Source organism: Bradyrhizobium sp. CCGE-LA001, assembly GCF_000296215.2.
GTDB lineage: Bacteria > Pseudomonadota > Alphaproteobacteria > Rhizobiales > Xanthobacteraceae > Bradyrhizobium.
Map to the genome: position 1 here is coordinate 6,211,700 of NZ_CP013949.1, position 24,422 is coordinate 6,236,121.

A 24,422-nucleotide genomic window follows, 5' to 3' on the forward strand; every position below is an offset into this window, starting at 1 on the left:
GAGCTGCGCCAGGCAGGGAAGAAGGATCTGTCAGCGATAGCCAACGACTGCGCGCGCCACCAAGAGATTGACCACTGCATTCGCTAGCTGCTCAGGCGTCTGCCCCTTGGTCCTGAGATGCATTTCCGGTCGTATCGGGATTTCGTATGGTGCATCGATGCCGGTGAAGCTCTTGATCTCGCCAGCTTTCACCTTGGCGTAGAGACCCTTAGAATCCCGCCGCGCGCATTCCTCGAGCGGCGTGTCCACAAACACTTCGATGAACTCCTCCTCATCAAACAAACTGCGTACCATGTCGCGTTCAGCCCTGCAGGGTGCGATGAACGAGCAAATCACGATTAACCCACTGTCTGCCATCAACTTGGCGACCTCGCCGACACGCCGGATATTCTCAGCACGGTCGGCCTCGGTGAAGCCGAGATCCCGATTCAGTCCGTGCCGGAGGTTATCTCCATCCAGCATCATGGTGTGGCACGACATTGCAAACAGCTTTTCATCGACGATGTTGGCAATGGATGATTTACCCGCACCGGACAGACCGGTGAACCATATGACGCACGGCTTTTGGTTCTTGAGTGTGGCACGCTTAACTCTATCCACCGACAGCGGCTGCAAAGCGATGTTGGTCGGCCGCCGCAGCCCAAAGGCGATCATGCCGGCTCCGACCGTGCGGTTGGTGTAGGTATCGATGACGATAAATGATCCCGTCTTTCGATTGATATCAAAAGGATCGAACGCCACGGGCAGCGCCGTTGCCACGTTGCAAAAACCAATCTCGTTAAGATTGAGCGTCCTCGCCGCCAGGTGCTCACGTGTATTGACGTCGATCCGGTGCTTGATTTCGGTGATGCTGCCGGCTTTGGTCTGGGATCCAACACGCAGGATATAATTGCGGCCGGGAACGAGCGGGTCCTGGTCCATCCAGATTAGATAGGCGGCAAACTGGCAGCCGACCTTCGGACGCTCCCTCGGGCGCGCCAGAAGATCGCCGCGACCGATATCGATCTCGTCTTCCAGAGTGATGGTGACGGCATCGCCGGCTTGAGCCCGGGGAAGATCGCCCTTCTGGGTCACGATTCGCTTAATTCGTGTAGTCTGCCCTGATGCTGCGACAACGATTTCGTCGCCTGCCGAGATGCTCCCAGAAACCACCGACCCGGCGTACCCCCGGAAATCCTGGTTGGGTCGGTTCACCCACTGGACCGGGAAACGAAATTCCTGCGTGGCCGCGTCGGGCTGTATGTCGATGCTTTCCAAATGGTCGAGCAGGCACGGACCAGTATACCACTTGGTATGATCTGAACGGCTGACAAGGTTGTCGCCGTAGCGGGCGGAGATCGGGATCGGAACGATAGATGCGAAGCCAAGACCAGCAGCAAAGGTCAAATACTCGCCACCTATTCGATCGACACTCTTCTTCTGGTAATCGGCAAGGTCGATCTTGTTTACTGCCAGCACGATATGGCGAATGCCGAGCAGCGAACAGATGAAGGAGTGACGCTTGGTCTGAACCAAAACGCCCTTTCGTGCATCGATCAGGATGATCGCTAGATCCGCCATCGAGGCGCCGGTTGCCATGTTGCGTGTGTACTGTTCGTGGCCCGGAGTGTCAGCCACGACGAAGGAGCGCCGCCGCGTGCTAAAGAATCGGTATGCAACATCGATCGTGATGCCCTGTTCCCGCTCCGCTTCAAGCCCATCGACGAGCAGCGCGAAGTCAATGTCGCCGCCGGTAGTGCCGTGCCTAATGCTGTCGCGTTCCAGAGCCGTGAGCTGATCTTCGCAGATCATATTGCTGTCATGCAGCAATCGGCCGATCAGTGTCGACTTTCCATCATCCACGGAACCGCAGGTGATGAACCGAAGCTGGTCCTTTGTTACGACCGCGACCGGACACTTGGTCATTGCTATGGTAGTCATTAGAAATAGCCTTCCCGCTTTTTCTTCTCCATGGAAGCGGCTCCATCGGTATCAATCAATCGTCCTTGGCGCTCAGACATCCTCGCATTCCGCATCTCTTCGACGACCTCCTGGACCGTGGTAGCGTTGGAATCAATGGCTCCGCTCAGGGGATAACATCCCAAGGTGCGGAAGCGGACCATCCTCATCAGTGGTGTTTCATCGGACTTAAGCGGAAATCGTTCGTCGTCGACCATGATCGTTGCGCCGTTTCGTTGTACGACGGGCCTTCGTTTTGCAAAGTAGAGGGGCACAATCGGGATCTGCTCAAGCATGACGTATTCCCAAATGTCGAGCTCGGTCCAGTTCGAGATTGCGAACACACGCATGGTCTCACCTTGCCGAATCCTGGTATTGAAAAGATTCCACAGTTCTGGCCGCTGGTTGCGGGGATCTCAGCCATGCCCGACCGAACGAAAGGAGAAGATCCGCTCTTTCGCGCGACTTTTTTCCTCGTCGCGTCGCGCTCCGCCGAAAGCCGCATCAAACTGATGGAGGTCGAGCGCCTGCTTCAGGGCATCCGTCTTCATCACTTGGGTGTGAAGCGCTGACCCCGAATCGATCGGGTTGACGCCGCGCTCGATGCCTTCCTTATTCACGTGCACGATCAGCTTGAGGCCAAGCTGCCTGGCTGTCTGATCGCGGAAAGTGATCATCTCGCGAAACTTCCACGTCGTGTCCACGTGCAGCAATGGGAAGGGCAATGGCGCGGGATAGAAGGCCTTCATTGCAATGTGAAGCATGACGCTCGAGTCTTTTCCGATCGAATAGAGCATGACCGGCTTCTTGAACTCGGCGACTACTTCTCGCATGATTTCGATGGTTTCAGCTTCGAGGCGGCGCAGATGTATCGGCAGCATGTTTTTTTCCGATTGAATACTCTCTGTTGATTCAACGTGCCGCTTTGATTCGCACGGATCTCATGCGGCTGAACAGCGATTGTGTTGCTCGAATGGACGCGGCGGCAAGCAGCAACGCACACACAGCCGTCATATGCTACTCGATCGTTGGCCGGTAATTAGCCGAGACCCGCCGCGCGCAGCTAGGCTCGAAAGCTTCTGCTGCTCCAACTTGTGTTCAATTACAGATTATGGAGTGCAGTAAGAGCGAGGCTTTCACTCTGGCATGCGTATCATGGCACGCCATTGTTGAGAGCCCGCTCAAGCCGCGCGATCTCTCGTCGCAGCGCGTCGATAGCGATATCGCGATCACGCATAGTGTCCAGCTGCGCGGCACGATCAGCCTCAGAGGCCAACAGCGCTTGGCGCAACAGAGCCCCCGTCGAATTTGTCAGCGGCGAAGCGTCCTCAGTTTCAGACCTCGGCATATGTTGCGCCTCGGCATTTTTCGAAAGGTCGGAGCTACGGAAGGAGCTCTGAGTAGGCTGCCCAACGCTCAGGGTAGGCTCGCGAACACTCTGGTTTGGTACCAAGCCCGTTGCTCCTCCATCGGAGCAGCGCAAATCCCACCAAATTTCAAAGACCCGACGATAAAGTTCGGTTACCTCTCGCCCTCTATCCACTACTCCCGCTTGCTGTGCCTGTCCTAATTCTTGCTCATATCCAAGATCCACTAACAGATCGGCACCGACGAGATCGGTTACCGTTTGCATCTCTTCGACGCTGAGTTGATTTTGCCAGGCTTGGACAGAGCGGTCATCGACTGCCTGTTTATCCAGGATCTTTCGATCTCCGAAGCTACTTGACTGAAGATAAGCCGTTTTCTCATTCGTACCTGGCGAGGATATTGTTGGATCACAGCCGAGGCCGACGACCACGCGGCGGACTTCGGCATCGGGCTGAGCCACAAGGCGCTCGTACCGCACTACCTGCGTCTGCGGCCGTGTCCGGTGCGCCGCAAGCTTAGGAAGCCCCAGGACCAGATCAGCGAGTGCGGATGCAATGTTGTCGGGTACACGGATCAGGAGATCGGCGAGAGACGATGCGCTGACGGAATAGGAGGGTTCTGCGGACAATGGGATGCCCCACGTCGATTTCAGGGAGGCGGCAACGGCATAGGGATTACGCATCAGAAGGATGTGTGGTGTCTCGGGATAAAGCGTTTCTAGGAAGTCAAGCACCATCCAGTAGCGCGGGGTCTTGTCTATGATGATACGCTTGCCCGCCGCTGCTAAGTACTGGCCGTACGCCGCATCGGCGAAAGCGCGGCTGACGATCGTTCGATCTATGCGAGCCAAGAATTCAGAGGTCGCGGTCTTGATCATTGATGCGCCGGCCGGGTGACGGTGCTCCACCCTGCCAAATTCTTTTAGGGCCAGCATTATCCATGGCTCTGGGGGAGCTGTGATATCCGGATGTTGCTGCATCAAATGGGCAAGGAGTGTCGTCCCGGAACGTGGAAGACCGAGGAGAAAGCATACTGCGGGCGGATAGACCATGAATCCTCCTAAGCGTGAACAAGGTGAGCGGCCATCAGCGCCGTCATCACTCGATAATGTAACGGGAGCCCCGAGTTTCTATAAAGCTTGAATCCGTGCGCAGCATAGTCATGTGAGAAGGATGTCGCCTGCAACTCATCGTCTGAGACCTATCGAATCCGATCGATATCAGGATCCGGAGCTTTTGACAGCTCCAATTGCTCTCCTCCGGCTACTAGCAGAAGTGAAACAAAGTAGAGGGTGAGATCAATCGTACGACGATAAAATGCTGATATGGAAAGGATTGAGAAAGCTATACTGAGGTTTATTGCGACGCGCCTGCCACGTCTAGGGCGCAACTCCTGGTCAATCTTTGTGGTCCATCGCACAGTGGAGGACCAGGAGCGTGGCACTAATGCCTGAAATCGAATACCTGTCTCAATCCGACGGCAGCGTTACGTCTCGATGCTATGAAGCGGAGCATGCTCATTGGCGGTCTGCCTACCCGGCGGGCGACGGTCGCACCGCGATGCGGTCATGGCATGTGCCCTCGCCTTTAATGGACCGGGCCCACTGCCTGGGGGTTCAGACCAAGTCAGAATCTTTGCCGATATTACGCATCGCTCGCTGCGGGCAGAGGGCATCATTCGCACCGCGAAGCTCATTCGGCCCGCTCTACAGCCGACGCCGAGCTTCTGATGATCGAGCGCGCAACATATCCGCTCACATAGAAAAGATGATGGTCTCTTGCCCCGCAGCCGCCATCTAGTCCAGCCTTCGTTTCGGTCGGTGAGTGAGCTCCGGCGCAGAGAACGGTCTTGGGTAAGCGAACGATCGCCGGCTCGCTTGCTCTCCGCGCTCAACCTCTGGCTCATTTCAGTGCTGTTAGCCAGCTCCGTATCTGTTTGCCGATCGCGCACAGAGTGATAGATGGATCAGCGGCATTCTGGATTCGCCTTTGGAAGAGCTTCGCGCCGAAAAGAAAACCCCGGCATTTGCTGCCGGGGTCGCATTTCAGAGAGAGTTTGTTAGAAGTCCATGCCGCCCATGCCGCCGCCCGGCGGCATGGCGGGAACGGCGCCGTTCTTCTTCGGTAGCTCGGCAACCATGGCTTCCGTGGTGATCAAGAGCGCAGCCACCGAGGCTGCGTTCTGAATCGCGGTGCGGACCACCTTGGTTGGGTCGATGATGCCCTTTGAAACCAAGTTGCCATACTCGCCAGTTTGCGAGTCGAAACCGTACGCGTACTGCTCCTTCTCCAGGATCTTGCCGACGATCACCGAGCCGTCTTCACCGGCGTTGATCGCGATCTGGCGAGCGGGAGCCGACAGCGCCTTGCGCACGATCTCGACGCCGGTCTTCTGGTCGTCGTTCTTGGTGCGCAGGCCCTTGAGCTGCTCGGAGGCACGGAGCAGGGCGACGCCGCCGCCCGGGACGATGCCTTCCTCGACAGCCGCGCGGGTCGCATGCATCGCGTCATCAACGCGATCCTTGCGCTCCTTCACCTCGACCTCGGTCGCGCCGCCGACGCGGATCACCGCGACGCCGCCCGCGAGCTTGGCAAGACGCTCCTGGAGCTTCTCACGGTCGTAGTCCGAGGTGGTCTCCTCGATCTGCGCCTTGATCTGGGCCACGCGCGCCTCGATGTCGGCCTTCTTGCCGGCGCCGTTGACGATCGTGGTGTTCTCCTTGTCGATCATCACCTTCTTGGCGCGACCGAGCATGTTGAGCGTGACGTTCTCGAGCTTGATGCCGAGGTCTTCCGAGATCGCCTGGCCGCCGGTCAGGATCGCGATGTCCTGCAGCATGGCCTTGCGGCGATCACCGAAGCCCGGAGCCTTGACGGCCGCGACCTTCAGGCCGCCGCGCAGACGGTTCACGACCAGGGTCGCGAGCGCTTCACCTTCGACGTCCTCGGCGACGATGACCAGCGGCTTGCCGGTCTGCACCACGGCCTCGAGCAGCGGCAGCAGCTCGTTCAGCGAGGAGAGCTTCTTCTCGTTGATGAGGATGTAGGCGTCGTCCATCTCAACGCGCATCTTGTCGGCGTTGGTGACGAAGTAGGGCGAGATGTAGCCGCGGTCGAACTGCATGCCCTCGACAACGTCGAGCTCGGTTTCGAGCGACTTGGCTTCCTCGACGGTGATGACACCCTCGTTGCCGACCTTCTTCATGGCGTCGGAGAGGAACTGGCCGATCTCGGCATCGCCGTTGGCCGAGATGGTGCCGACCTGGGCGATCTCATCGTTCGAGGTGACCTTCTTGGAGTTCCTCTGAAGGTCAGCAACCACGGCGGCGACCGCAAGATCGATGCCGCGCTTGAGGTCCATTGGGTTCATGCCGGCGGCGACCGACTTGGCGCCCTCGCGGACAATCGCAGCGGCAAGGACCGTCGCCGTGGTGGTGCCGTCGCCAGCCGCGTCGGCGGACTTGGAAGCGACTTCGCGCACCATCTGGGCGCCCATGTTCTCGAACTTGTCGTCGAGCTCAATCTCCTTGGCGACGGTGACGCCGTCCTTGGTGATGCGGGGAGCGCCGAACGATTTATCGAGCACGACGTTGCGGCCCTTCGGACCGAGCGTAACCTTCACGGCATTGGCGAGGATGTCTACGCCGCGCAGCATGCGGTCGCGAGCGTCTACGCCGAACTTAACTTCTTTTGAAGACATGTGAGTTTTCCCGAATGTTTTCTTGACCTCACCCTTTGCAGCGCGCTCATGCGCTCCTCGGGATGAGCCCTGCGAGCGGTGATTTAGGCGGCCTTCTTCTTGGAAGCGGGGACGTCGAGAACGCCCATGATGTCGCTTTCCTTCATGATCAGCAGGTCTTCGCCGTCGATCTTGACCTCAGTGCCTGACCACTTTCCGAACAGGATGCGATCGCCGACCTGAACGTCGATTGGGATCAGCTTGCCGCTCTCGTCGCGGCCACCGGGCCCGACGGCGATGACTTCGCCCTGGGAGGGCTTTTCCTTCGCCGTGTCCGGAATGATAATGCCGCCAGCGGTCTTTTCTTCTGCGTCGATGCGCTTGACCACGACGCGGTCGTGAAGCGGACGGAATTCCATGCAGATTTCTCCTAAGCAATTTACACAAGTTGAGGATCGTCCGATTGGTAGCAATCGGTGCCCGCGAGCGCCAATGCAGGCACACCTGAGATAAGATTGATTTGTTGGGTAGCAAGTGTTTGTAGGAGGAAAATCCCAGTGCAGCGATTCCGCTTCAAGCCAGATGACCTCGCGAGCTTGTCGCCGAGCTCCCGATATTCTGAGCGAGCTCTGTGCTTCCACCTCATATCGCCTTTCAGTTCTCTTCCCGTCCACTCGCCTTGCAACATTCATGATCTAAAGAGGAACGGTAATATTGGCGATCTGGCGCAACTTCATATGCGTCCGGTCTAGCGATACGCGAGCGGTGCTGAATTCTACGAGGGGACCGGGATTGCCGCGCGTCCATCGATACTTCGTCGCTATTCCTCGCGCCCGATGTGCCCGCTTTACGCCAAAGTGCCTCTGCCCGCGCCGCGGCGGACTTAGCTCGACGGCATGGCCACCCGCGAAGTTGCCTCAGGCCGCTACGAACGGCAGCGCGAGGCGTATGTTGCTCTCACAATAACCTCTTATATGCGTCGGGCGGGATAGCGCACGCGGACAGCGGCTCCTCCTTGAGCTGCCGTCGAGTCCGAGCTTCCTTCTGCTGAGCCAGCTTGACAGTACCTCAAAGATGCCAAAGAGCAGCTGGGACCTCGCAAATGCAAGTACACACTATGTCTGAGCGCTTTCAGTGACAGCGGAGCGCTAGGCCGAGGTCTCTCTTGGCTTCGCCGAGCTATATAAGCATCAAAGCGGAATTGTCGTTTCGACGCTCATGCTCGGCATTTTTCTCTCTGCTCTCCGCCAGCTTAGGCGTAGCGCTGGAAGTAAACTGGTCAGCGAAGAGCTTAGTCGAGCCGGAAGCGCTTTCGCCCGAGCGCTACAACTTCCCGGTCGGTCAAAGGATTGCTTGTCTCGACGTGGAGGGTGAGGTCCAGCCTGTTCGTTCTCAGAAAGTCCAACAGCTTGGTTCTCTCGGTCTCCGGCCCGATGATCAGCAGATCGGTGCAGCTACTCAGCGTCCCACCTACTCTGACGAGAAACGTCGGATCGTCATTCACACCGCAAGCTCCAATCGCAAGCGCCTTACGCGCGCGCACGGTCGTGGCGCCGACGCCCGTTAGCCCGATGAAGAATATCTTGGCCATGAGGTTGTCGATCCACACGACCGCGTGCGAATGAATCTGCTGCGCCATTGTCTTACCTTTCAATAAAAGCGCAAGCCGCGCACGCAATTTCCTCCGTCTGATGATGCCGAACGCAGATCCGGCGAGCAGCCGTATTCGGTTGACCAGCGTTGCTGGACCGGCGGCAGATCGCGTCTTTCCTGAGCGACTTGCTCCTGGGAAGGCGCCAGCTTCATGCTGCAGGTCGCGTCGTCATCGCTGACGGCTTGTGGATTTCGCTCCATATCGTCCGAATATCCTCCGAGTGCTTCTTGCAAGGAGGAGAGCTCTTGCGGCGGCCATAGGTTACGCGGCTTTGGGAATAACCGGATGGAGCCATAGAGCGCAATTCGCCCGTTACGAGCTGGAAATTGAAACGGCGAGAATCGGCCCGTCCGCCAACCGCACTCACTTCAACTATCCGTCTTTCCTTAGGCTCAAACAGGCCCGTTCCCAGATTTCTCCGTTAAAACGCGCCAATGTCGACAAGCCACCAGCTGCGCTGGTGCATCATCGAACTCCCTCGCCCACATCACTCAATCCACGAGCCGCCTGGATGCATAGGTGTACTCGAGTGCCATCCGGCGCGCCTGTTCCTTGAGATTGGCGGCCGCGCTGTGACCCCCGTCAAAATTCTCAAAGTAGAAATAAGGCTGGCCGAGGGCAGCAAGCCTGGCGGCTGCCTTGCGGCCGTGCGCCGGATGCACGCGATCATCCTTTGTGGAGGTGAGAATGAAAGGCATAGGGTAGGTCTTGCCCGGGATCAGCTTTTGGTAAGGCGAGTAAGCCTCAAGCCACCCGCGCTGCTCGGCAACGGCGGGATCACCATATTCACCGATGTACGAGGCGCCCGCGCCCAGGCTTGTGAAGCGAAGCATGTCGAGCAGCGGCACCTGCACGATCGCCGCGTTGAAAAGGTCGGGTCGCTGAGTAATTGCGGTGCCTACCAGCAGACCTCCCTGGCTGCCGCCGACCACGCCCAATCGGCGCGGAGAGGTGATCTTCCGGCGAATCAAGTCCTCCGCAACGGCGATGAAATCATCCCACGTTCGCTGCTTTGTTGCTCCCTGGGCAGCCTGGTGCCATCGCGGTCCAAACTCGCCGCCACCGCGCAGGTTTGCGACGACATATGCATTGCCTTGCTCGAGCCAGAGCCGCCCGATCGGCCCAACATACGATGGCAGGAGCGGAGCTTGAAAACCGCCATAGCCGGTGAGAAGGGTCGGGATGGGCTGCCCGGGCCTTGCGTTCTTTGGACGCACCAGAAAGTAGGGTATCAGGGTCCCATCGGGCGAAATTGCCTCGAATTGCTCCACAACGTGGCTGGACGCGTCGAAGTTAGGAGGTGACGTCTTCAGCATTTCAAGGCGTTTGGTCGCCGCGTCTAGGTACCAGAGCGAAGTCGGCACGAGATAGCTGGACACCGTGAACAGCACTTCGTCCGTTTCAGGGTGAGCGGCTAACAGGCTGACGTTCTTGTTGGCAGAGAATGGGATCGGCGTGGCCTGCCAGGCGCCCTGGTCATATCTGTAGATGAAGGTCTTACTCTGAACATTGTCAAGGATCGTCAGGATCAAAACGTTCTTGGTAACCGCCAACCCGCTGATCGCGTGCCGCGCTTCGGGCTGGAAGACCATCGAAGGCGTCGCGCGCAGCGGATCCTGCTTCCATTCGGCCAGGTCATACGAGACAATCGAACCGGCAGCAAAGTGGGTGCTGCCGGACGGTACCCAGTCTTCCTCGAGCGTCACTAGCAGGCGGTTACTGGCAATGCCAACGATGCCGGCCTTTTTCGGCAGGTCAAGCTTGATCGGTCCGTTGGGCCCGAAGAGCACATACTCCTGCTCGAAGAAGCTGATGGCGCGCACGGCGCCGATCGCATGAACCTTGCCTTCACTGTCCCACAGCACGAACGGCTGCGCCATCGCATCATTCGAACTTCCGCGAAAGACCTCGCGCGCTTGAACCAACGGCTGCCCCCGTTTGAGCTCCTTCACGACGAAGGGGTAGCCCGAGGGCGTCATGGTGCCTTCCCCCCAATCTCGGGCGACGAGTATGGTGTCGCGGTCGACCCAGCTGACGCTCTGCTTTCCCTCCGGAAGATCGAATCCCGCTGGTACGAAGGCTTTGGCATGCCGATCGAACTCGCGAATGAACACAGCATCCTTGCCGCCGTCAGAAAGCTCGACGAGGCACAGGCTCTCCTCAGGCGGCAGGCAGGTAGCGCCATTGAAGACCCAGTTCTTCTTTTCCGTGACGGCCAGAGCGTCAATGTCAAGAATAGTCTCCCAGCGCGTGTCCGAGCTGCGATAGCTGTCAAACGTGGTGCGCCGCCAGATGCCGCGCACCTGGCTCTCGTCCTGCCAGAAATTGCACAGACCCTGCCGCTCCAACGAAACATACGGGATCCGGTCCTTGGCTTGAAGGATGCTCAGCGCCTCTTCATACAAGCGATTATAGCGGGGATCTGACTGGAGCGCTCCGAGCGTCTTATCGTTCTCGGCCCGCGCCCAAGCGAGTGCGCGCGGCTCATCGATTTCCTCGAGCCAAAGGAAGGGATCCTCCACCTCGGCCGTAGCGACCCGGTTCTGGGGCGACGCTGGAGAGGACAGATTCGCCTTCGAGAGCGTCGCGGCGGCAAGGATTGACTGCGTCATAGAAGTTATCCTGAACTGCGTGGGTCGCTCGGCTGGCGCAACTTCGACTTGGCCAAAGCGAATGGACGGTGTGCATTGGGTGCCGACAGCGACATGCGCTGGACCGTGCCCGGCTGCAACGAAGCAAGCGGCGTGCCGCTGGAGATTGGGACATCCCCTAGGCCTCAGTGCCGGCCGATCGGCTCAAACCTGACACTGTGGCGTTCGCTCCGACATCATTGTCATAAGTTCTACGCCTTCGGATGACTGGACATAGTTCGCCCGCTCTGTCTGAAATGTTCGCCCGTGGTTGCGTTAGATGGACTGTTGGCCTACCTCAGTTGCAAAAGGGTCGTATTCACAGACGCGGCTCCATACAGTTTGCGGGTTTCGTGAGAAAGCCGACAATTCGCGGCTCGCTGATGAGTCCTTGCGACCCCATGGATGCTTGCTCGCTCCCGCGTCAGTCCAACGTCTCTAACTGTCCATCAGGAGTGGCCCTTTAATGGTGAATTTCGCTATTCATTGACGGCCGCGACTGATGCGGGATGTTCGACAGATTGGACCTTGCCGCGGAGCATCGAATGCCGCAACAGCGGTCGTGATCCCGTGCTTGCAACTGACTTCCGCGGACTACGTGCTTTGCCATCTCACGATCTTCCGCACTCGACGGGACCGGCGCTGCACAATAGGCCGCCTAATACTGCATTGGAGGAGGCTACCGAGATCCTGGCATAGGCCGCAAGAGTCGCACGGGAATAAATCGCTTGAACCTCACGCTGCGTCAGGACGTAGGCTGGAAAGCGTAATGAAGGTCCGCGATCTCTCATATTCCGCTCGCTTCCATTTGGGACCACGCTCACAAGCGCGCTATCAAAAAGGAGCTCTAGGTGTATGGTCGAACGCATCGATTACATGCCTTTGCAACTCATTTAGTGCAGCGCAATTGGGCGCATGGGCACGGGTCAGCCGCAAGCGGAGGCCGGCGTCATGCAATGCGCTGGAGAAGAGCGATGAGAGGAAAGACATGTGTGAAGGGTGTCTCCCGTTCCTGCCTCGTCCGACGGCGCCGTCCCGCCGTTCTCTAATGCTGTTCGCTGCTTCGGCGGCCGGCATGATGTTTGGCGGTAGGATTGCGCGCGCGATGGAGCCAACAGCGCCGCCCAAACCAGACAACCTGCTCTCGCCGAGGGCTTCGCTGGCGCGACTCTTGGAAGGCAATGCGCGCTATGTTCAGGGCGTATCGCGGGGCGGCGACTTCAGGCGGGAACGCAACGCTCTGGTCGGCGGCCAAAATCCATATGCGGCAGTCCTAACCTGCGCCGATTCGCGAATCGTCCCCGAGTATGTTTTCAATAGCGGACTTGGCGATCTGTTCGTTTGCCGTGTTGCCGGCAATTTCGCTAACGATGAGACCATCGCCAGCATGGAATATGCGGTGGCGGTGCTAAATACGCCCTTAATCCTGGTACTCGGCCATGATCGCTGCGGGGCAGTCAGTGCTACGATCGACTCCTTAAAGGACCACACTACTCTGCCGGGACACATTCCATCCCTCGTTTCCGCACTTGCCCCCGCGGTCAAGGCTTCCTCCCACGAGAGCGGAGATGCTCTTGCCAATGCGATCCGCCAAAACGTGGCTGAGAACGTTTATAAGCTAATGTCAGCAGCCCCGCTTCTGAAGCTGGCAGTCGAGCAGAATAGGCTGAGGGTCGTCGGCGGTCTTTATCGGCTCGATACCGGTAGGGTCGATCTGCTGAGCTAATACTCATTAGAACGCTTCCTCGAGCCGCCGCGAGTCACGAGGATAGCGGAACGGCGTGAGACCTCTCTATAACGCCCATTGACCTCTAATCGCTTGAGGCAAGAATGATGTGGAGCGGATTCGCCGCTTCCTGCAGCATGCAGGCCAGCAACTCTATCGATCAGAACGGCTCTCCACGTATGGAGCACGGGGCGCCGATCTCGTGATGTGCCATGCAGATGTGCTCGACAGCCATCTGATAATTCTTCAAGGCCTAGCGGCAAGTCGCCAGGATCGCTCGAAGCAGTTGTTGTCAAAACTGCCATGTCTCGCTTGGGGTCATCGAAGTTCGCTATGCCTTCTGACTGACGAGGAGGTTCGATACGTGACCTGAAGGTTCGTGTGCTAAGCTGACGAGGCGAGCATTCGGAGAACATCGACCCATGGTGAGATCGCAAAGAATGATGATGCGCAACTGCCCGGATTACTCACAGGGCACGCCTCATCAGTAGACACATTGAATTTTCGCGAACGTCGCGAAAGCCCTTGAATCGCACGTAGCGTCAGATTGTAGGATCTTGGAATGAGATCGAGATCTGACAAACCAACTTGGGCTGCTGCTTAGCATCTGGGGCGATGGCATACTTGGAATTCTCCATTCTTTGGCGTCATGGGCTTTCGAGCTACGTCCGGGTATCGCCATGCGCGGCTTCCGCATGACCCACTCTACCAGTGGCAAGCGAATACTGACCAATTCACCCGCGCTATCGCGGGCTGCCGGCCAGCGTAGGCGGATATCATCTCCAAGACACGGAGGCGATATCAGGCTTAGCTGGGATTGATCTTATGTTAGAATTTGCGGCACCTCCTGACCGCAAATAAGCCGTCGGCAACTCTCCCTTGCCGACGATTGGTGCGATGTGTAGCAGCATCGCTCCGTTCCAGTCTGACTTAGCCCGGCTTCAGAGAATGAGGCCGGGCACTTTTTGCTTCCGCGTCCCGCGTAGACCCCAGGATAGTTGATCATTCCCGTTGCCAGCGGCGAGCAGCTCGGCGCTTTCTTTGTAAGACTTAACCGGCTCATCAGGTCTTGGATGATAAAGTCGGTCAAGGCGTGAACACCATCTTCGCCGACGCCATCGACCCTAGATGAGGCCGTCACCGATCTGCATTTTGGTGGCAAATGTCGCGCAGCCAGTCTTCGTTTTCACCGAGGTAATTTGCAGTCAGGCCGATGGTGGTGACGTGATGATCCTCGTTGGTCGGCGCTGTAATGCCGCTCGAGTGGAGACCGCTGATGCCAGTGTCCAATCCAGGCCAGAAGCTCGTCCAGCCGGTGAGATAGGTGGGCGGCGATGGGACAAAGGATGTCCGTGAGCCGGACCTGTGGATCGAGGCGTTTCATTTTGGCGTGATGATCAAGCTATACATGGAAGCACGCGCGCCATCCGCCGCGATCAGAGCCACAGAACAACCAGAATCTTCGTCCAAGAGCGATGCCTCGCAACCTAGTTTCGGCGGCATTGCCGGAGAGACCGACTCGTCCGTCCTCCAGGACCGCGTGAAGCTCGCTCACGGCTTCAGCAACTAATTGAGCGCCTTGGCCGGTCGTGCCGTGGGACAGCTTGGCGAGCTGCTCCCGCATTTAGACCTGCAAGTCCTCGACCAGAAGCCGGCTCAGCGTCTGTCAAATCTCCAGGCGCCCAGCACGCTGCTGGCCAACAGCGTAGTGCGTAGGCCAGGTCCGGCGCCGACTGCCGCCAAGCAGTGATAACTACCATAGATTATCGGCCGAAGGGGTCGCTGAAGGATGTGCGGCGGTCGGCTCGCGATGGCCACGCCGCGCTCGCTCAATAAGACCGTCAGCGACCGCAGCAGATCCTCAGGAATTGGAAAACGGTCGTCGCGTCGGCAAGCACGACCTCACCGGCGATCGCGACGGCAGCCTGGTGCTCTTAGGGATGCTCGCCCCTACTCGCGGGAGTAGTCGATGATCGCCGCCTGGGGCCCGGAGCCGCTAAATGCCCGATCGTCCGAGACGCAGATCCACATCGTGCCGTGACAATCATGACCCTAATCGGCCTTACCGCTGCGAGTTCACGGAAGGCCTTTTTTGTTGGCTTACGCGCGCGGAAGACTCCGGATGGTGAATTGGACGCAGCTTAGGTGCCCATGTTGCCAGCTCGCCTGTACCACGCAGCCTTTCATACTCAGCAGTGAACTGCCAGGGCAAGCCCGCCATGGCGGCGCGGTGTACCATGTCCGCCGCCCGACGGCTTCGCCGGGACCTGAACGGGTCGTCTTTCTGCGGGTGAGCTAAGGTTCACCTCAAAGCTTGCTATTCTTGAGCAAGACATCGCCTTCCACTGCGCGCGGATAGTGAGTCGCCACTTCGAAGAAAGGTAAAAGATCGAGGATGGCTCGCAATGACAACTGCCCTTCGTAGAGCTCCCGGTCGCTATATTCCGTGTAGATGAAGCGCGTGTTGCTCAAGGTCTGCATCCCTCCAGCGATGACATCAGACTCGGCTCCCTGCACATCCATCCAGATCAAATCGATGATGCTCAGGCCCACTTCGCTGCACCAATCGTCAAGCCGTTGGCTTTCAACTGAGATGGGGCGGTCGAAGCGGACCCATTCATATTCCGTAAGATGATTCTTCGGCCGGCGGATTGAGCCAGAGAGGTCCCATTCTTGTGCATCTCCTTCTCCATTGCTGGGATGGAAGTCGACCTTCCCGTTTCGATCGCTTATCGCAATCTCGAACAGATTCACTTTTTGAAGATACGGACCCATGTTCTTCTTGAAGCGAGCGCTCGCGCGGGGGTCCGGCTCAAAACAGTATAGTTGCGCCCCTGGGCACAATTTGAGAAACTGTTTCGTATCGGTTCCATCGTTGCAGCCGATGTCCAGGATGACCGGATTTGGCTTCTGAATCCGTGAAAGTATGTGCTGATGTTCGTCGACTTTTTGCATTAGCGCGCAGATCCACTGAAGCTTTTCCTTCTAGAGGGAAATCACACGCGATACGTAACGGCGCAACACATATCAACGTATATCCCCTATATCACCCGGATATGCTGCAAGCCGGCGTGACAGCCCAGAATGAGCGGGTGGGCAAGGCGTAGCCATTCAAATCAATAGTGGAAACGTCGATTGGTGCTTACCAGCGGCACGCTGCCCAATTTCACGATTATGCTCGCTGGATAACTAAAGCGGCCCACCTTTGCGCTTTTGAGGCGGCCGACGTTGAGCTCAGCAACACGAAGCCCGCGCGAGACGAAGGCGATCTGTGAAGCCACGGCCATCACCGATACGTCACGCTGGACAGACGCATTTGACGTGAAGGGCTGGCCGATTCGGCTAGTACCAACGTACGTGCCGCGGCCTAGGCATGTACCAGAGTGCAGTTTCTATTTTGCTCAAGAATGTGCGCCGACGCGCGATCCCCAACGTCCAAGAACGAGATGATGCAGGAAGTTCCCGAACGGATCGCTGTAGGGCGGCACCGCGATCGCCCGACTGTGGAAGCTTATCAAGCTGGCCATTAGAAGGACCTCCGCCGTGGCCACTCGTGGCTAGCGAAGGCACAGCCATATCCAAAAGACGCTGGCCAACACAATAGCGACATCGCAAAGGTACTTCAGGCTGCCAGGAACTGACAATAAGCAGCCGAGATTAGCTCCATCACAATCTGGTCGCCGGCACATTTGTTACATCCATCGGGAGCAGCGCTTCCAACCTACAGTGCTGGCTCCGTCGGCGGCCCTGACGCATTATCCACTATATCCGCTGTAGTAGTCGATCCACCCCGCTCTTAAGGTCAGTCACAGGCCTGCTGAAGCCTCGCCTCGAGAGGCGTTGCGCGGGGAACTCGGGTAAGCTCGCTGGGACCAACGAAAGGCCAATATGGCTCTTGGCGCAAGGCGAGACGTGCCCACTGATCGGCGGCATCGAGGCAATCGACCCGTTTGATTTGCACATGGCGGAAAGTGTTACGCGAAGCATAACCCGTGCTCCATATCCATCCAGCCCATCACGATATCGCCTGCATCTGTGCAAACAAGATGGCTGCGTCGGAAGGTCCCAGCCCAACGATACCTACGAAACCCGGCGGCGGCATCGGAATATCCCGATTGATGGGCCTCCAGAGATGCAGGCAATACCGGCTGTTATTCACATATTGCGAATGGGGCGGATGCAACTGCATCACACATTCCTCCTCCTCCCAAAACAGGTCCTTAACGAAGCACATCTCTTCCCAATTCGGACAACGCCGTAGTGTCGAGACAGCGACGTGCTCCCAGCCTGGGCGTACAAGTGCAGTGATGTTGAGCTCGCAGCCACAGGGTCCTTGCACAAGAAATTGGCCGCATGGACCTGATCCAGGAGCACTGGCTAGTCGGCCAGATCGTACCCGGCCTGCCTCAACCTTTTCTATGATCTGCGACCGCACGCTGTCTCCTTAGCTCCGCGCATATCGTTGAAGTCCCAGCTAGATGACGTTGTTCTGCAGAATTGGCGCCGGTTCGCTCCTCAGTCCCGTATCGCGGTGGATGTCGTGACCACAACCCCACCGCATCCAGCACGCAGATGCCTCCCCAGATTCGATGCAGCCGCCTCATCGTCATTCATAGACCGTGCTTGAAAGTGGCGGACAGCCTACCTAAGCCCCTTTTCCCGGATTTGGTACGACACAATAATCATGCCTCCGGAAGTACGGTTTTCCTTTTCGTCTCCTCTGGCTACCCGTCGAGCCTCAAACAGCGGTAATAAGTCATCTGTGTGGCGTTACGAACTAATTATAGGCTTAGCGCCAACTAGGGCTTCGTCTGCGTAACCAATCACTGGTTCGTTGATAATTTGCCCCGGCTAGACGCTTTCTCTGTAATCCAGGCCGGGCTCAGCTTGCCCGCCTTGCCTGATCGACGAACCCCGTTACCTTATGGGTCGCTCTGGAAACGCGACTGCATCAGCTTTATCGCCTCCGATCAGCAATCTGTCTCCGGACCAATATGCTCCAAAAGATGGCTCAGGATTTAGCCAGGTAGTAGACGGTGAGATTTCGGCACCGCGCCTTCAGCGTGACCGAAGCCTGTAGCGCGCTTCACAGGAACAGGCGTTTCACTGCGAGCGAAGACGTGACAGCCCAGTGCCCGGCTTGGCCTAACTGCCCGTAGATGGGTTCGAGCGGTCTCAGACATGTAACCTGCCTGGCATGCTCAAAGGGAGCGCGGCCACGTATTCAAAGGCAACATTACGACTGGCCCGAATATCGCAAGAAGCCGACCAGCTGGTCGGATGTGATTGCATTGTAGAGTTCGGATGTTGACTTATCTTGCAACGAGCGTGAATCGCCGGATTCCAAGGTCACTTCAGATATCTGAGGTGACAATGACGGCGGCCCGACAATACATCTGGTCCATTTCGCTTCTGGCGGCAAGCTCCCCAATTCAAGCGAACGGCCGGCAATGACCCTCCATTTTCACCGCGCCATCGAGCATCTCGAAGTATGGAGCGCAGCCGAGGATGGCTTCTCATTTGTGATTACTTATGAAACCCCGACTGGTCCCGGCTTTCGCGGGCGTTCAGGCTATGTAGCCTCCTGGCGACCTCCTGGCGATCGCCGTGGCGCCATAAGAATCGGTGGTTCGCCCTTTCGAACGTTCTTCACGGCGGAGGGTGCTTGCAACAGGATGCTCGAATATCTGACGGAGGAGAACTGACGTGAGACTGATCGTTCGCTGCAACGCACGCGGCGAGTGCGGTACTAGGGGAGCCTCGCGAAAGGCAGCCAGCCTCAAGCGCAGGAGCACACCTTCATGAGTTCTTTCACTGATTAATTCCGGCCGCCCTGCTTCTGGTTCAGAGGGACGCCTTGTCGTGTCGGTGATGTCCGATTCAAGACCTCGATGTCGAGAACCTGACAATTGTTCATGCTAAACCGCTCCCAAATCTAGCTCGGAAACCGCCTCGTCTCATATGCTTCAGCGCTGCGACGGCATTTCACATGGCATGCCGATTGCTGAAGACAGTATTGCCGAGCAACGTAGGTTTCTGACGCTCATTCTGCAGAGACCCCCATAGCTCTCGGTCGGTAGGAAGGCGTAGTGGTCAGACTATCGATGCGGGAACGCAACACCGCCTACCTCAGATCACATGAATGCTTCGCAACCACCGAGGGCCTGGAACTACGGGCTGATTGCAGCGCTTCTTTTCAATGCGCTGCTCTGGGCCGGGATATATTGGGTAGTCACAACGCTTTTTTACTGAATGCACTACTCCGAGCATGCATCGTGAAGCTATCGATGCGCCCAGCCAGCTTACATACTGCGGCTTCAGGCCTGTCTTAGGTACTCGATAGAACGCGCGTACGTAGCAGGCAAGCAGTCGTTCAAGCGACGCCTCGCTGACCATTCAGCTCCGGCGGGACGACACAAACCGAGGACACTACACAGCACGCGTGGATATAGAGTCGATGCCGCGCCCCTCGGTCAAGGGCCGGACCTAGCTCCCTTTCAACCGGCTCAGGTTCTGTCGAGAACTGCGGAGCACTAGAACTCCGGAGTGTGGTCTTGCTCGCTATCGTTCATGCACGTCCGCAACTCTTGGGCACGGCGCGCTAGCTTGTCATACTCCTCGGCGATCTTGAATAGCCTCGCTCGAGCTTTGCCGTCCTCCAAGGCTGCCCCCTTAGTTCGCGTTGCTTCTGCACGGCGCCGCCAGTGATCGGGATCGCAGAGCTTGCTTTTCGGATTCATCGGCCTGAACATGCAACCTGTATATCGCAGAAAATCGATGCCGGTGATCCGTACGTTTACTTAAGCCGTTTTGCCGCAGCTCTACCAACCATCCGCCTCGTATTGCGCCACCAACATTGCGCGCGCGCGTTCTGATCAAACATTGACGCTATGTGCATCTCGCGACGATTCCGAGAACATCACGATCTTTTCCGTAGGAAATGGGCAAGTGCGCCCGACGCATAGTCCGACATAGCACATTTCATCCACAACGAGGTGAAATGGTCCAGCGCAGACACACTCCCTTCTCGGTTCGATCACTCAAATGTACTAATTCAGACATCGGATTACAAAAGGGCTTGAATCGCACGTAGCGTTAGATTGTAGGTTCATCGCAAGTGGTGCCTCACCGACACTCTAGACCTCCCTGAGAGCTAATGAGAACAGCGCATGCCTCACCCTCTACACTCATCCGACAAAGCTCAGTGGGTCAGGCACTGGGGCGAAAGCACGCTCGTGTGACCTATCCGTTCGGATTACGGCACACACGAGGCTACCGGAATCCCCCACTGAGCTCGCATCATAGTCAGCACTTTCAACAACGAGGCACCTTCCTCTCAACCTCCAATCTCGCTTCTGCTCAAAGGCGCGCTAGCGGGAACGCATCAAACGAGACCTCTGTGCGCTACCAGACCCGGGGTCCAGCCACGGGGATGTTGACTAGTCGGATTTTGCCATCTGCCGCGGCACCTTCGTTCATCCCAGCGCCTTCAGTTGTTGTTCCCTCGGAGTCCGAACCGAGGACCGCCGGTCGGCGAGGTGCTTCGCAACCGCGGGCGTGTCGCGCCTGCCGCTCTCCGCCACTAACGCAATGGGCGTTCCGGCCTGTTTCTCTGGTCGACAGCGTGGATCGCGCTCGGCCTAGGATCACTCATACTGCCAACCGAGTCCTTAAGGGGATATCATGACTCTCACACAGAAACTGCACTGGCATTTTCTTCCGAAAACTCTCTGCTATGCAATCGTCTTTGTTGTAAGCGCCGCAACCGCATCTTTGGGACCCGAAGTGGCCGCTGCGGGAGATCAGCCGCCGACGGAAGCGGAGAAGGACGCTTGTATACAGGACGTCTTTCGCCTGTGTAGCAACCACATCCCGGATCCCACTGCGATCACATCGTGTCTCCGAGCCAAGCAGGCAGCCCTAAGTCATCAATGTCGCTACGTCATATCCGCCCGCGATAGTGCCAGAGGAAAGTCCGACACCAAGTGAGAGCGAGCGATCCTGCAGGCCCGCTAGGCTGCCATACGGCGCTTCCGAGCCCTAGATGGGGGCCAGCGTTCTCGCTGACCCCATATCAAGACTCTTGACGAGCGGAGCGATAAAAAGCCAATCCAACCTTCCTACGCTAGACGGGTCCTTCTACACATCTCTGCCGCCCGGCACAGTCCAGACGGCCACGAGGAGAAAACCGTCAAAAGGCTCCGTCTGCGTGCGGCGTGCCGAAGCAGGCCTGGCCATTTGAAGGACAATGCAGCATGAATTGCAGTCCCTCCGCCAGAATTGATATCGAGCAAAGTCACGTTCTTCTTGGCAGGATCGCGCCAAGGAAGGCTTGAACCTTGCGTCGCGTGAGGTTGTAAGATCGCGAGCGAAAGTTGGCGCCGCGCAGACGTCAACTTTGGGATGCCGAACTGCTATAGTGCGCCGGCTTAGCACCAGATGGAGCCGACGCTCCGCAACCGTCGAGTCAGAGTGCACCTGTAGGAGCGAGATCTTGAGAAGGTTATCAGCAGAGTTCGCGGATAGAGTACGGGAGCACGGACAATGGGGTGAGCTAGAGGATGAAGCGGCACTAGGAAGCGGAACCTTCAATTCGCCGCGCAGAACAATGAACGCCCTCGAAGCGACCCTTAGCAAAGTTGCCACATGCGCTGCGCACGATGAACGGCGACCGCCTCCGGTACATGGTGTCGGTCCAGGCGCGCTCCTCGCAGATCAGGGGATGATTGAGAGCGATACCCTTCCGTGGCGGAGCCGTCGAACAAGTAGTCAGCGCTGTCTGCGCAAGGAGGAGCACAATGGACCGATACAGTGCGCCACCCGACCCCGTTGCCATCGTCGATAAAGGCAGTGATGCGTCGACCCGTCTCGACATGCGCCTACTTCATCGTAGCGGGAGCTGGCATGCCGTGGCCGAGCAAGGTACGCGCGCGACCTTCCTGCCGAACAAGGGCAGCCACGGACGTGTTGGGGGCACCCCACGATCATCGAGAGACGGCCGATTATTAGGTCTCCACATCATGCTCGCTACGCATCAGGAATGAACATGACTACGCCACCAATGGAAGAAGCACTCGCGACTATGGCAGAGATAGACCACATTATTCGGAAATTTCGAGAGGTGATCGATACAGATAGCTCAATCCCTCCGGATCTGCGCGATACGCTGCATACAACGCTTGATAAGCATCTTCTCGCGGCAAAAAGGCGAGTTCTCAAACACTTATGACTCCGTGCCGACAGCATCGATGTTCAAAGTCGAGGGCGTCGAGCACCATCTAAAGGCAGGCGTCCATGTCAAGCGTTCTCACAACGCTCCGGATATGACCAAAACACCTTTTCAGGCTCAGGGGGTGGAGGAGCGCTGCTTAAAGCTGTCCAGCGAAGCCGGCCAGGCCTGCTTAGATACTTGACGTCGTAGCAGTTCAGTCAAGATGCATGTCGGGTGGGGGCATGTGGCCTCTGGCTCGCCAACCGGCCCTGCTTTGGCGCGCCCGCTCCGCCACGAGTCGCACACGGCGATGTTGGCTTCAGGCTATACGACACGGTTATTCTACTATCCCTTCTCGTCAGGACGCAACTTCCGCGACCAACGCCATCGCACAAGTTCAGCAGTCCAGATGAGAGCGGTTCTTCAGCCCATCTGTGAAGGAGCCTCACGCGCCATAAGGGACGTTGGTATGAGCCTTGCTTACCCAGGCTCAGTCCATGTGGTTCGCCAAGTCGAGTGCATTACTTCAGCGTCGACGTCTGGTTCCAGATGAATGTGTGCAACAAAGCAGAGTTGAAATAAGCCGCAACGGCAGCATCCATACATATATCCAAGGAGACATAGCATGTCCGGTGTTGCAGGCGCATTTGTGCTGCCTTCAAGCCGCTCAAAAGCGACCGTCTACGATCAGCTCAAGCACATGGTGCCGAAGCTAGAGAACCGAGGACAGGCCGGGTTCGGGGTCGCCGCGTTCATGCATGAAGGAGGCTTTCGATATGCGAAGTCCTATCGTCTCCCACGTAACCTGGCGGGGATTGATCATGATGAGCAGGATGCGCCTTTCAGACCGAGTGTAGCGATTGCACACATTCGCACCCCTTCTTCCACAGGAAATAGTTACGCTGAGTTGCAGCCGCTTGACAATAACAAGATCGGCTTCCGCCATTTGGCAGTTTGTTTCAACGGGGCTTTGGTCAACGCTAATGAACTAAGGGAAGAACTGCGCGCGGAGGGCCATCAGCTTAACAGCAAGTTGGATACTGAGGTCTTGCTCAGGCTCATAGAGCGCATCTGTCAGAGAGATTACTGGCAGCACTTTCTGGCCGTTGATTACGAGAAAGTCTTTCAAGAACTCAACGGCCTCGTTGACGGAGCTGTCAGCGCACTCTTGCTGGACGGCTTGGGAAATCTGACCGCCTTCCGCAATAGCAGCGGTTTGCGGCCTTTGGAATTCATGCAAACCGAAGACGGCTTTCTGCTTTTTGCCTCGGAAAATAGTGCATTTTCCGGACTGAAAGGCCAGATCGACGAGGTCCGGCCCAGTCACATCAAGCATGTGAACGGCAGAACGGGTGATTGCCTAGACCGCTTTGTGGGCGGCGCGCAACGTGAGCCAAAGCTTTGCGCCTACGAAACGCTCTATCTGGCAAACGCAAGAACGTTGGTACGCGGTCAATCCAATCTGACAACTCGTCGTAATATTGGGATGAGCTTAGGTCGCGTTCTCTGGCCGAGAATAACAATCGGAACAGGCTCCGCTCCTATAATCGTTGCTTCCATGCCACGCACAGGAGCACCGTATGCGGACGGTTTATTTGCGTGCCTGCTCAAACAGCAAGCTGACCTGATCGAACGAGTCGAAGTTATCGGAATAAGCCATTCTCAGCGCACGCTTATCGGCGACCTCGGCCAGCGCAAATCGCTCATCTCGCAAAAGTACCGCCTCAACGGAAAAGACGTCACAGATAGAATCATCATCGTAGCGGATGAAGCCCTCATTCGGGGCGACACAAGCCGGGCAGTCACGGAAATGCTCCTTGGGGCCGGCGCCAAGGCTGTGCATTGGGCTATCGGCTCGCCGCCTATCGTCGCGCCGAATTACTATGGCATGGGTATAGAGACCATAGACGAGCTCGCGTTCTGGAACATATGGAAAACTCTACCATCCGAGGCGCGGAAGGAAAGCTTGCGCTTTCATCGGATCCCGCCGCAAACGCTCGAGGTAATCCAGCGCGGAATTGCTCTGTCGATCAAGGCTGCCACTGTCACGTATCTGCCCTTCGAAGCTCTCCTCTCACTGCTGCCGCAGGGCCACGATGGAATAGATCTATCTGCGTTTACGTTCGAGATGCCGACTCCCGCGGGGCAAAAACGCGCAAACGAAAACCTGAACCGATTGCTTGCCGATCACCTTTACGGACACGCCTAGTGAATGAG

12 protein-coding genes and 2 pseudogenes are annotated in these 24,422 nt (G+C 57.4%); 2 read left to right on the forward strand and 12 right to left on the reverse strand.

Going from position 1 to position 24,422, the window contains the following annotated elements:
• Window positions 1–30: 30 nt before the first annotated feature.
• The 8 genes and pseudogenes from cysN to BCCGELA001_RS28945 all read right to left on the reverse strand — a co-directional run bounded on the left by cysN (window position 31) and on the right by BCCGELA001_RS28945 (window position 11,250).
• A complete protein-coding gene (gene cysN, locus BCCGELA001_RS28915) occupies window positions 31–1,920 on the reverse strand; it encodes a sulfate adenylyltransferase subunit CysN (protein ID WP_008558074.1) in 1,890 nt (629 codons plus the stop codon).
• Window positions 1,920–2,819 (reverse strand): annotated as a pseudogene (gene cysD / locus BCCGELA001_RS28920) (sulfate adenylyltransferase subunit CysD). The gene cysN and the pseudogene cysD overlap by 1 nt, the downstream one beginning before the upstream one ends.
• A 272-nt stretch (window positions 2,820–3,091) precedes the next feature.
• Window positions 3,092–4,357, reverse strand: a complete 1,266-nt coding sequence (locus tag BCCGELA001_RS28925) for a sulfotransferase family protein (RefSeq protein WP_060736880.1) — start codon at window positions 4,355–4,357, stop codon at window positions 3,092–3,094.
• 1,007 nt (window positions 4,358–5,364) lie between these two features.
• Window positions 5,365–7,005: a chaperonin GroEL gene (gene groL / locus BCCGELA001_RS28930; protein WP_060736881.1), complete on the reverse strand. Its 1,641-nt coding sequence runs from the start codon at window positions 7,003–7,005 to the stop codon at window positions 5,365–5,367.
• Between the two features lie 83 nt (window positions 7,006–7,088).
• Window positions 7,089–7,403, reverse strand: coding sequence for a co-chaperone GroES (gene groES / locus BCCGELA001_RS28935; RefSeq protein WP_008558086.1), 315 nt, complete (start codon window positions 7,401–7,403; stop codon window positions 7,089–7,091).
• A gap of 872 nt (window positions 7,404–8,275) precedes the next feature.
• Complete coding sequence (locus BCCGELA001_RS28940) at window positions 8,276–8,623, reverse strand: hypothetical protein (RefSeq protein ID WP_008558088.1); 348 nt, start codon at window positions 8,621–8,623, stop codon at window positions 8,276–8,278.
• Between the two features lie 11 nt (window positions 8,624–8,634).
• The gene (locus tag BCCGELA001_RS37470) at window positions 8,635–8,871 is read right to left on the reverse strand and encodes a hypothetical protein (RefSeq protein ID WP_144441527.1); all 237 of its coding nucleotides are present in this window, start codon (window positions 8,869–8,871) and stop codon (window positions 8,635–8,637) included.
• Window positions 8,872–9,129: 258 nt separating this feature from the next.
• Window positions 9,130–11,250, reverse strand: coding sequence for a prolyl oligopeptidase family serine peptidase (locus tag BCCGELA001_RS28945; protein WP_008558091.1), 2,121 nt, complete (start codon window positions 11,248–11,250; stop codon window positions 9,130–9,132).
• Between the two features lie 1,006 nt (window positions 11,251–12,256).
• On the opposite strand from BCCGELA001_RS28945, the gene BCCGELA001_RS28950 reads away from it, so the two are divergent.
• Window positions 12,257–12,994: a carbonic anhydrase gene (locus BCCGELA001_RS28950; protein WP_060736883.1), complete on the forward strand. Its 738-nt coding sequence runs from the start codon at window positions 12,257–12,259 to the stop codon at window positions 12,992–12,994.
• Between the two features lie 1,205 nt (window positions 12,995–14,199).
• Here the strand turns inward: BCCGELA001_RS28950 and BCCGELA001_RS38970 are convergent.
• From BCCGELA001_RS38970 to BCCGELA001_RS39500, 4 genes and pseudogenes are all read right to left on the reverse strand, one after another.
• Window positions 14,200–14,618: pseudogene (locus tag BCCGELA001_RS38970) on the reverse strand (IS66 family transposase); the annotation flags it as partial.
• A 683-nt stretch (window positions 14,619–15,301) separates the two neighbouring features.
• Entirely contained in the window at window positions 15,302–15,949 is a 648-nt protein-coding gene (locus BCCGELA001_RS28960; RefSeq protein WP_008558106.1) for an FkbM family methyltransferase, read from the reverse strand.
• A 161-nt stretch (window positions 15,950–16,110) separates the two neighbouring features.
• Window positions 16,111–16,275, reverse strand: coding sequence for a hypothetical protein (locus BCCGELA001_RS38015; RefSeq protein ID WP_158511645.1), 165 nt, complete (start codon window positions 16,273–16,275; stop codon window positions 16,111–16,113).
• Window positions 16,276–17,009: 734 nt separating this feature from the next.
• A complete protein-coding gene (locus BCCGELA001_RS39500; protein ID WP_144441528.1) occupies window positions 17,010–17,429 on the reverse strand; it encodes a DUF7694 domain-containing protein in 420 nt (139 codons plus the stop codon).
• A gap of 5,401 nt (window positions 17,430–22,830) precedes the next feature.
• On the opposite strand from BCCGELA001_RS39500, the gene BCCGELA001_RS28990 reads away from it, so the two are divergent.
• Window positions 22,831–24,414: a hypothetical protein gene (locus BCCGELA001_RS28990; RefSeq protein WP_236840768.1), complete on the forward strand. Its 1,584-nt coding sequence runs from the start codon at window positions 22,831–22,833 to the stop codon at window positions 24,412–24,414.
• Window positions 24,415–24,422: the final 8 nt, after the last annotated feature.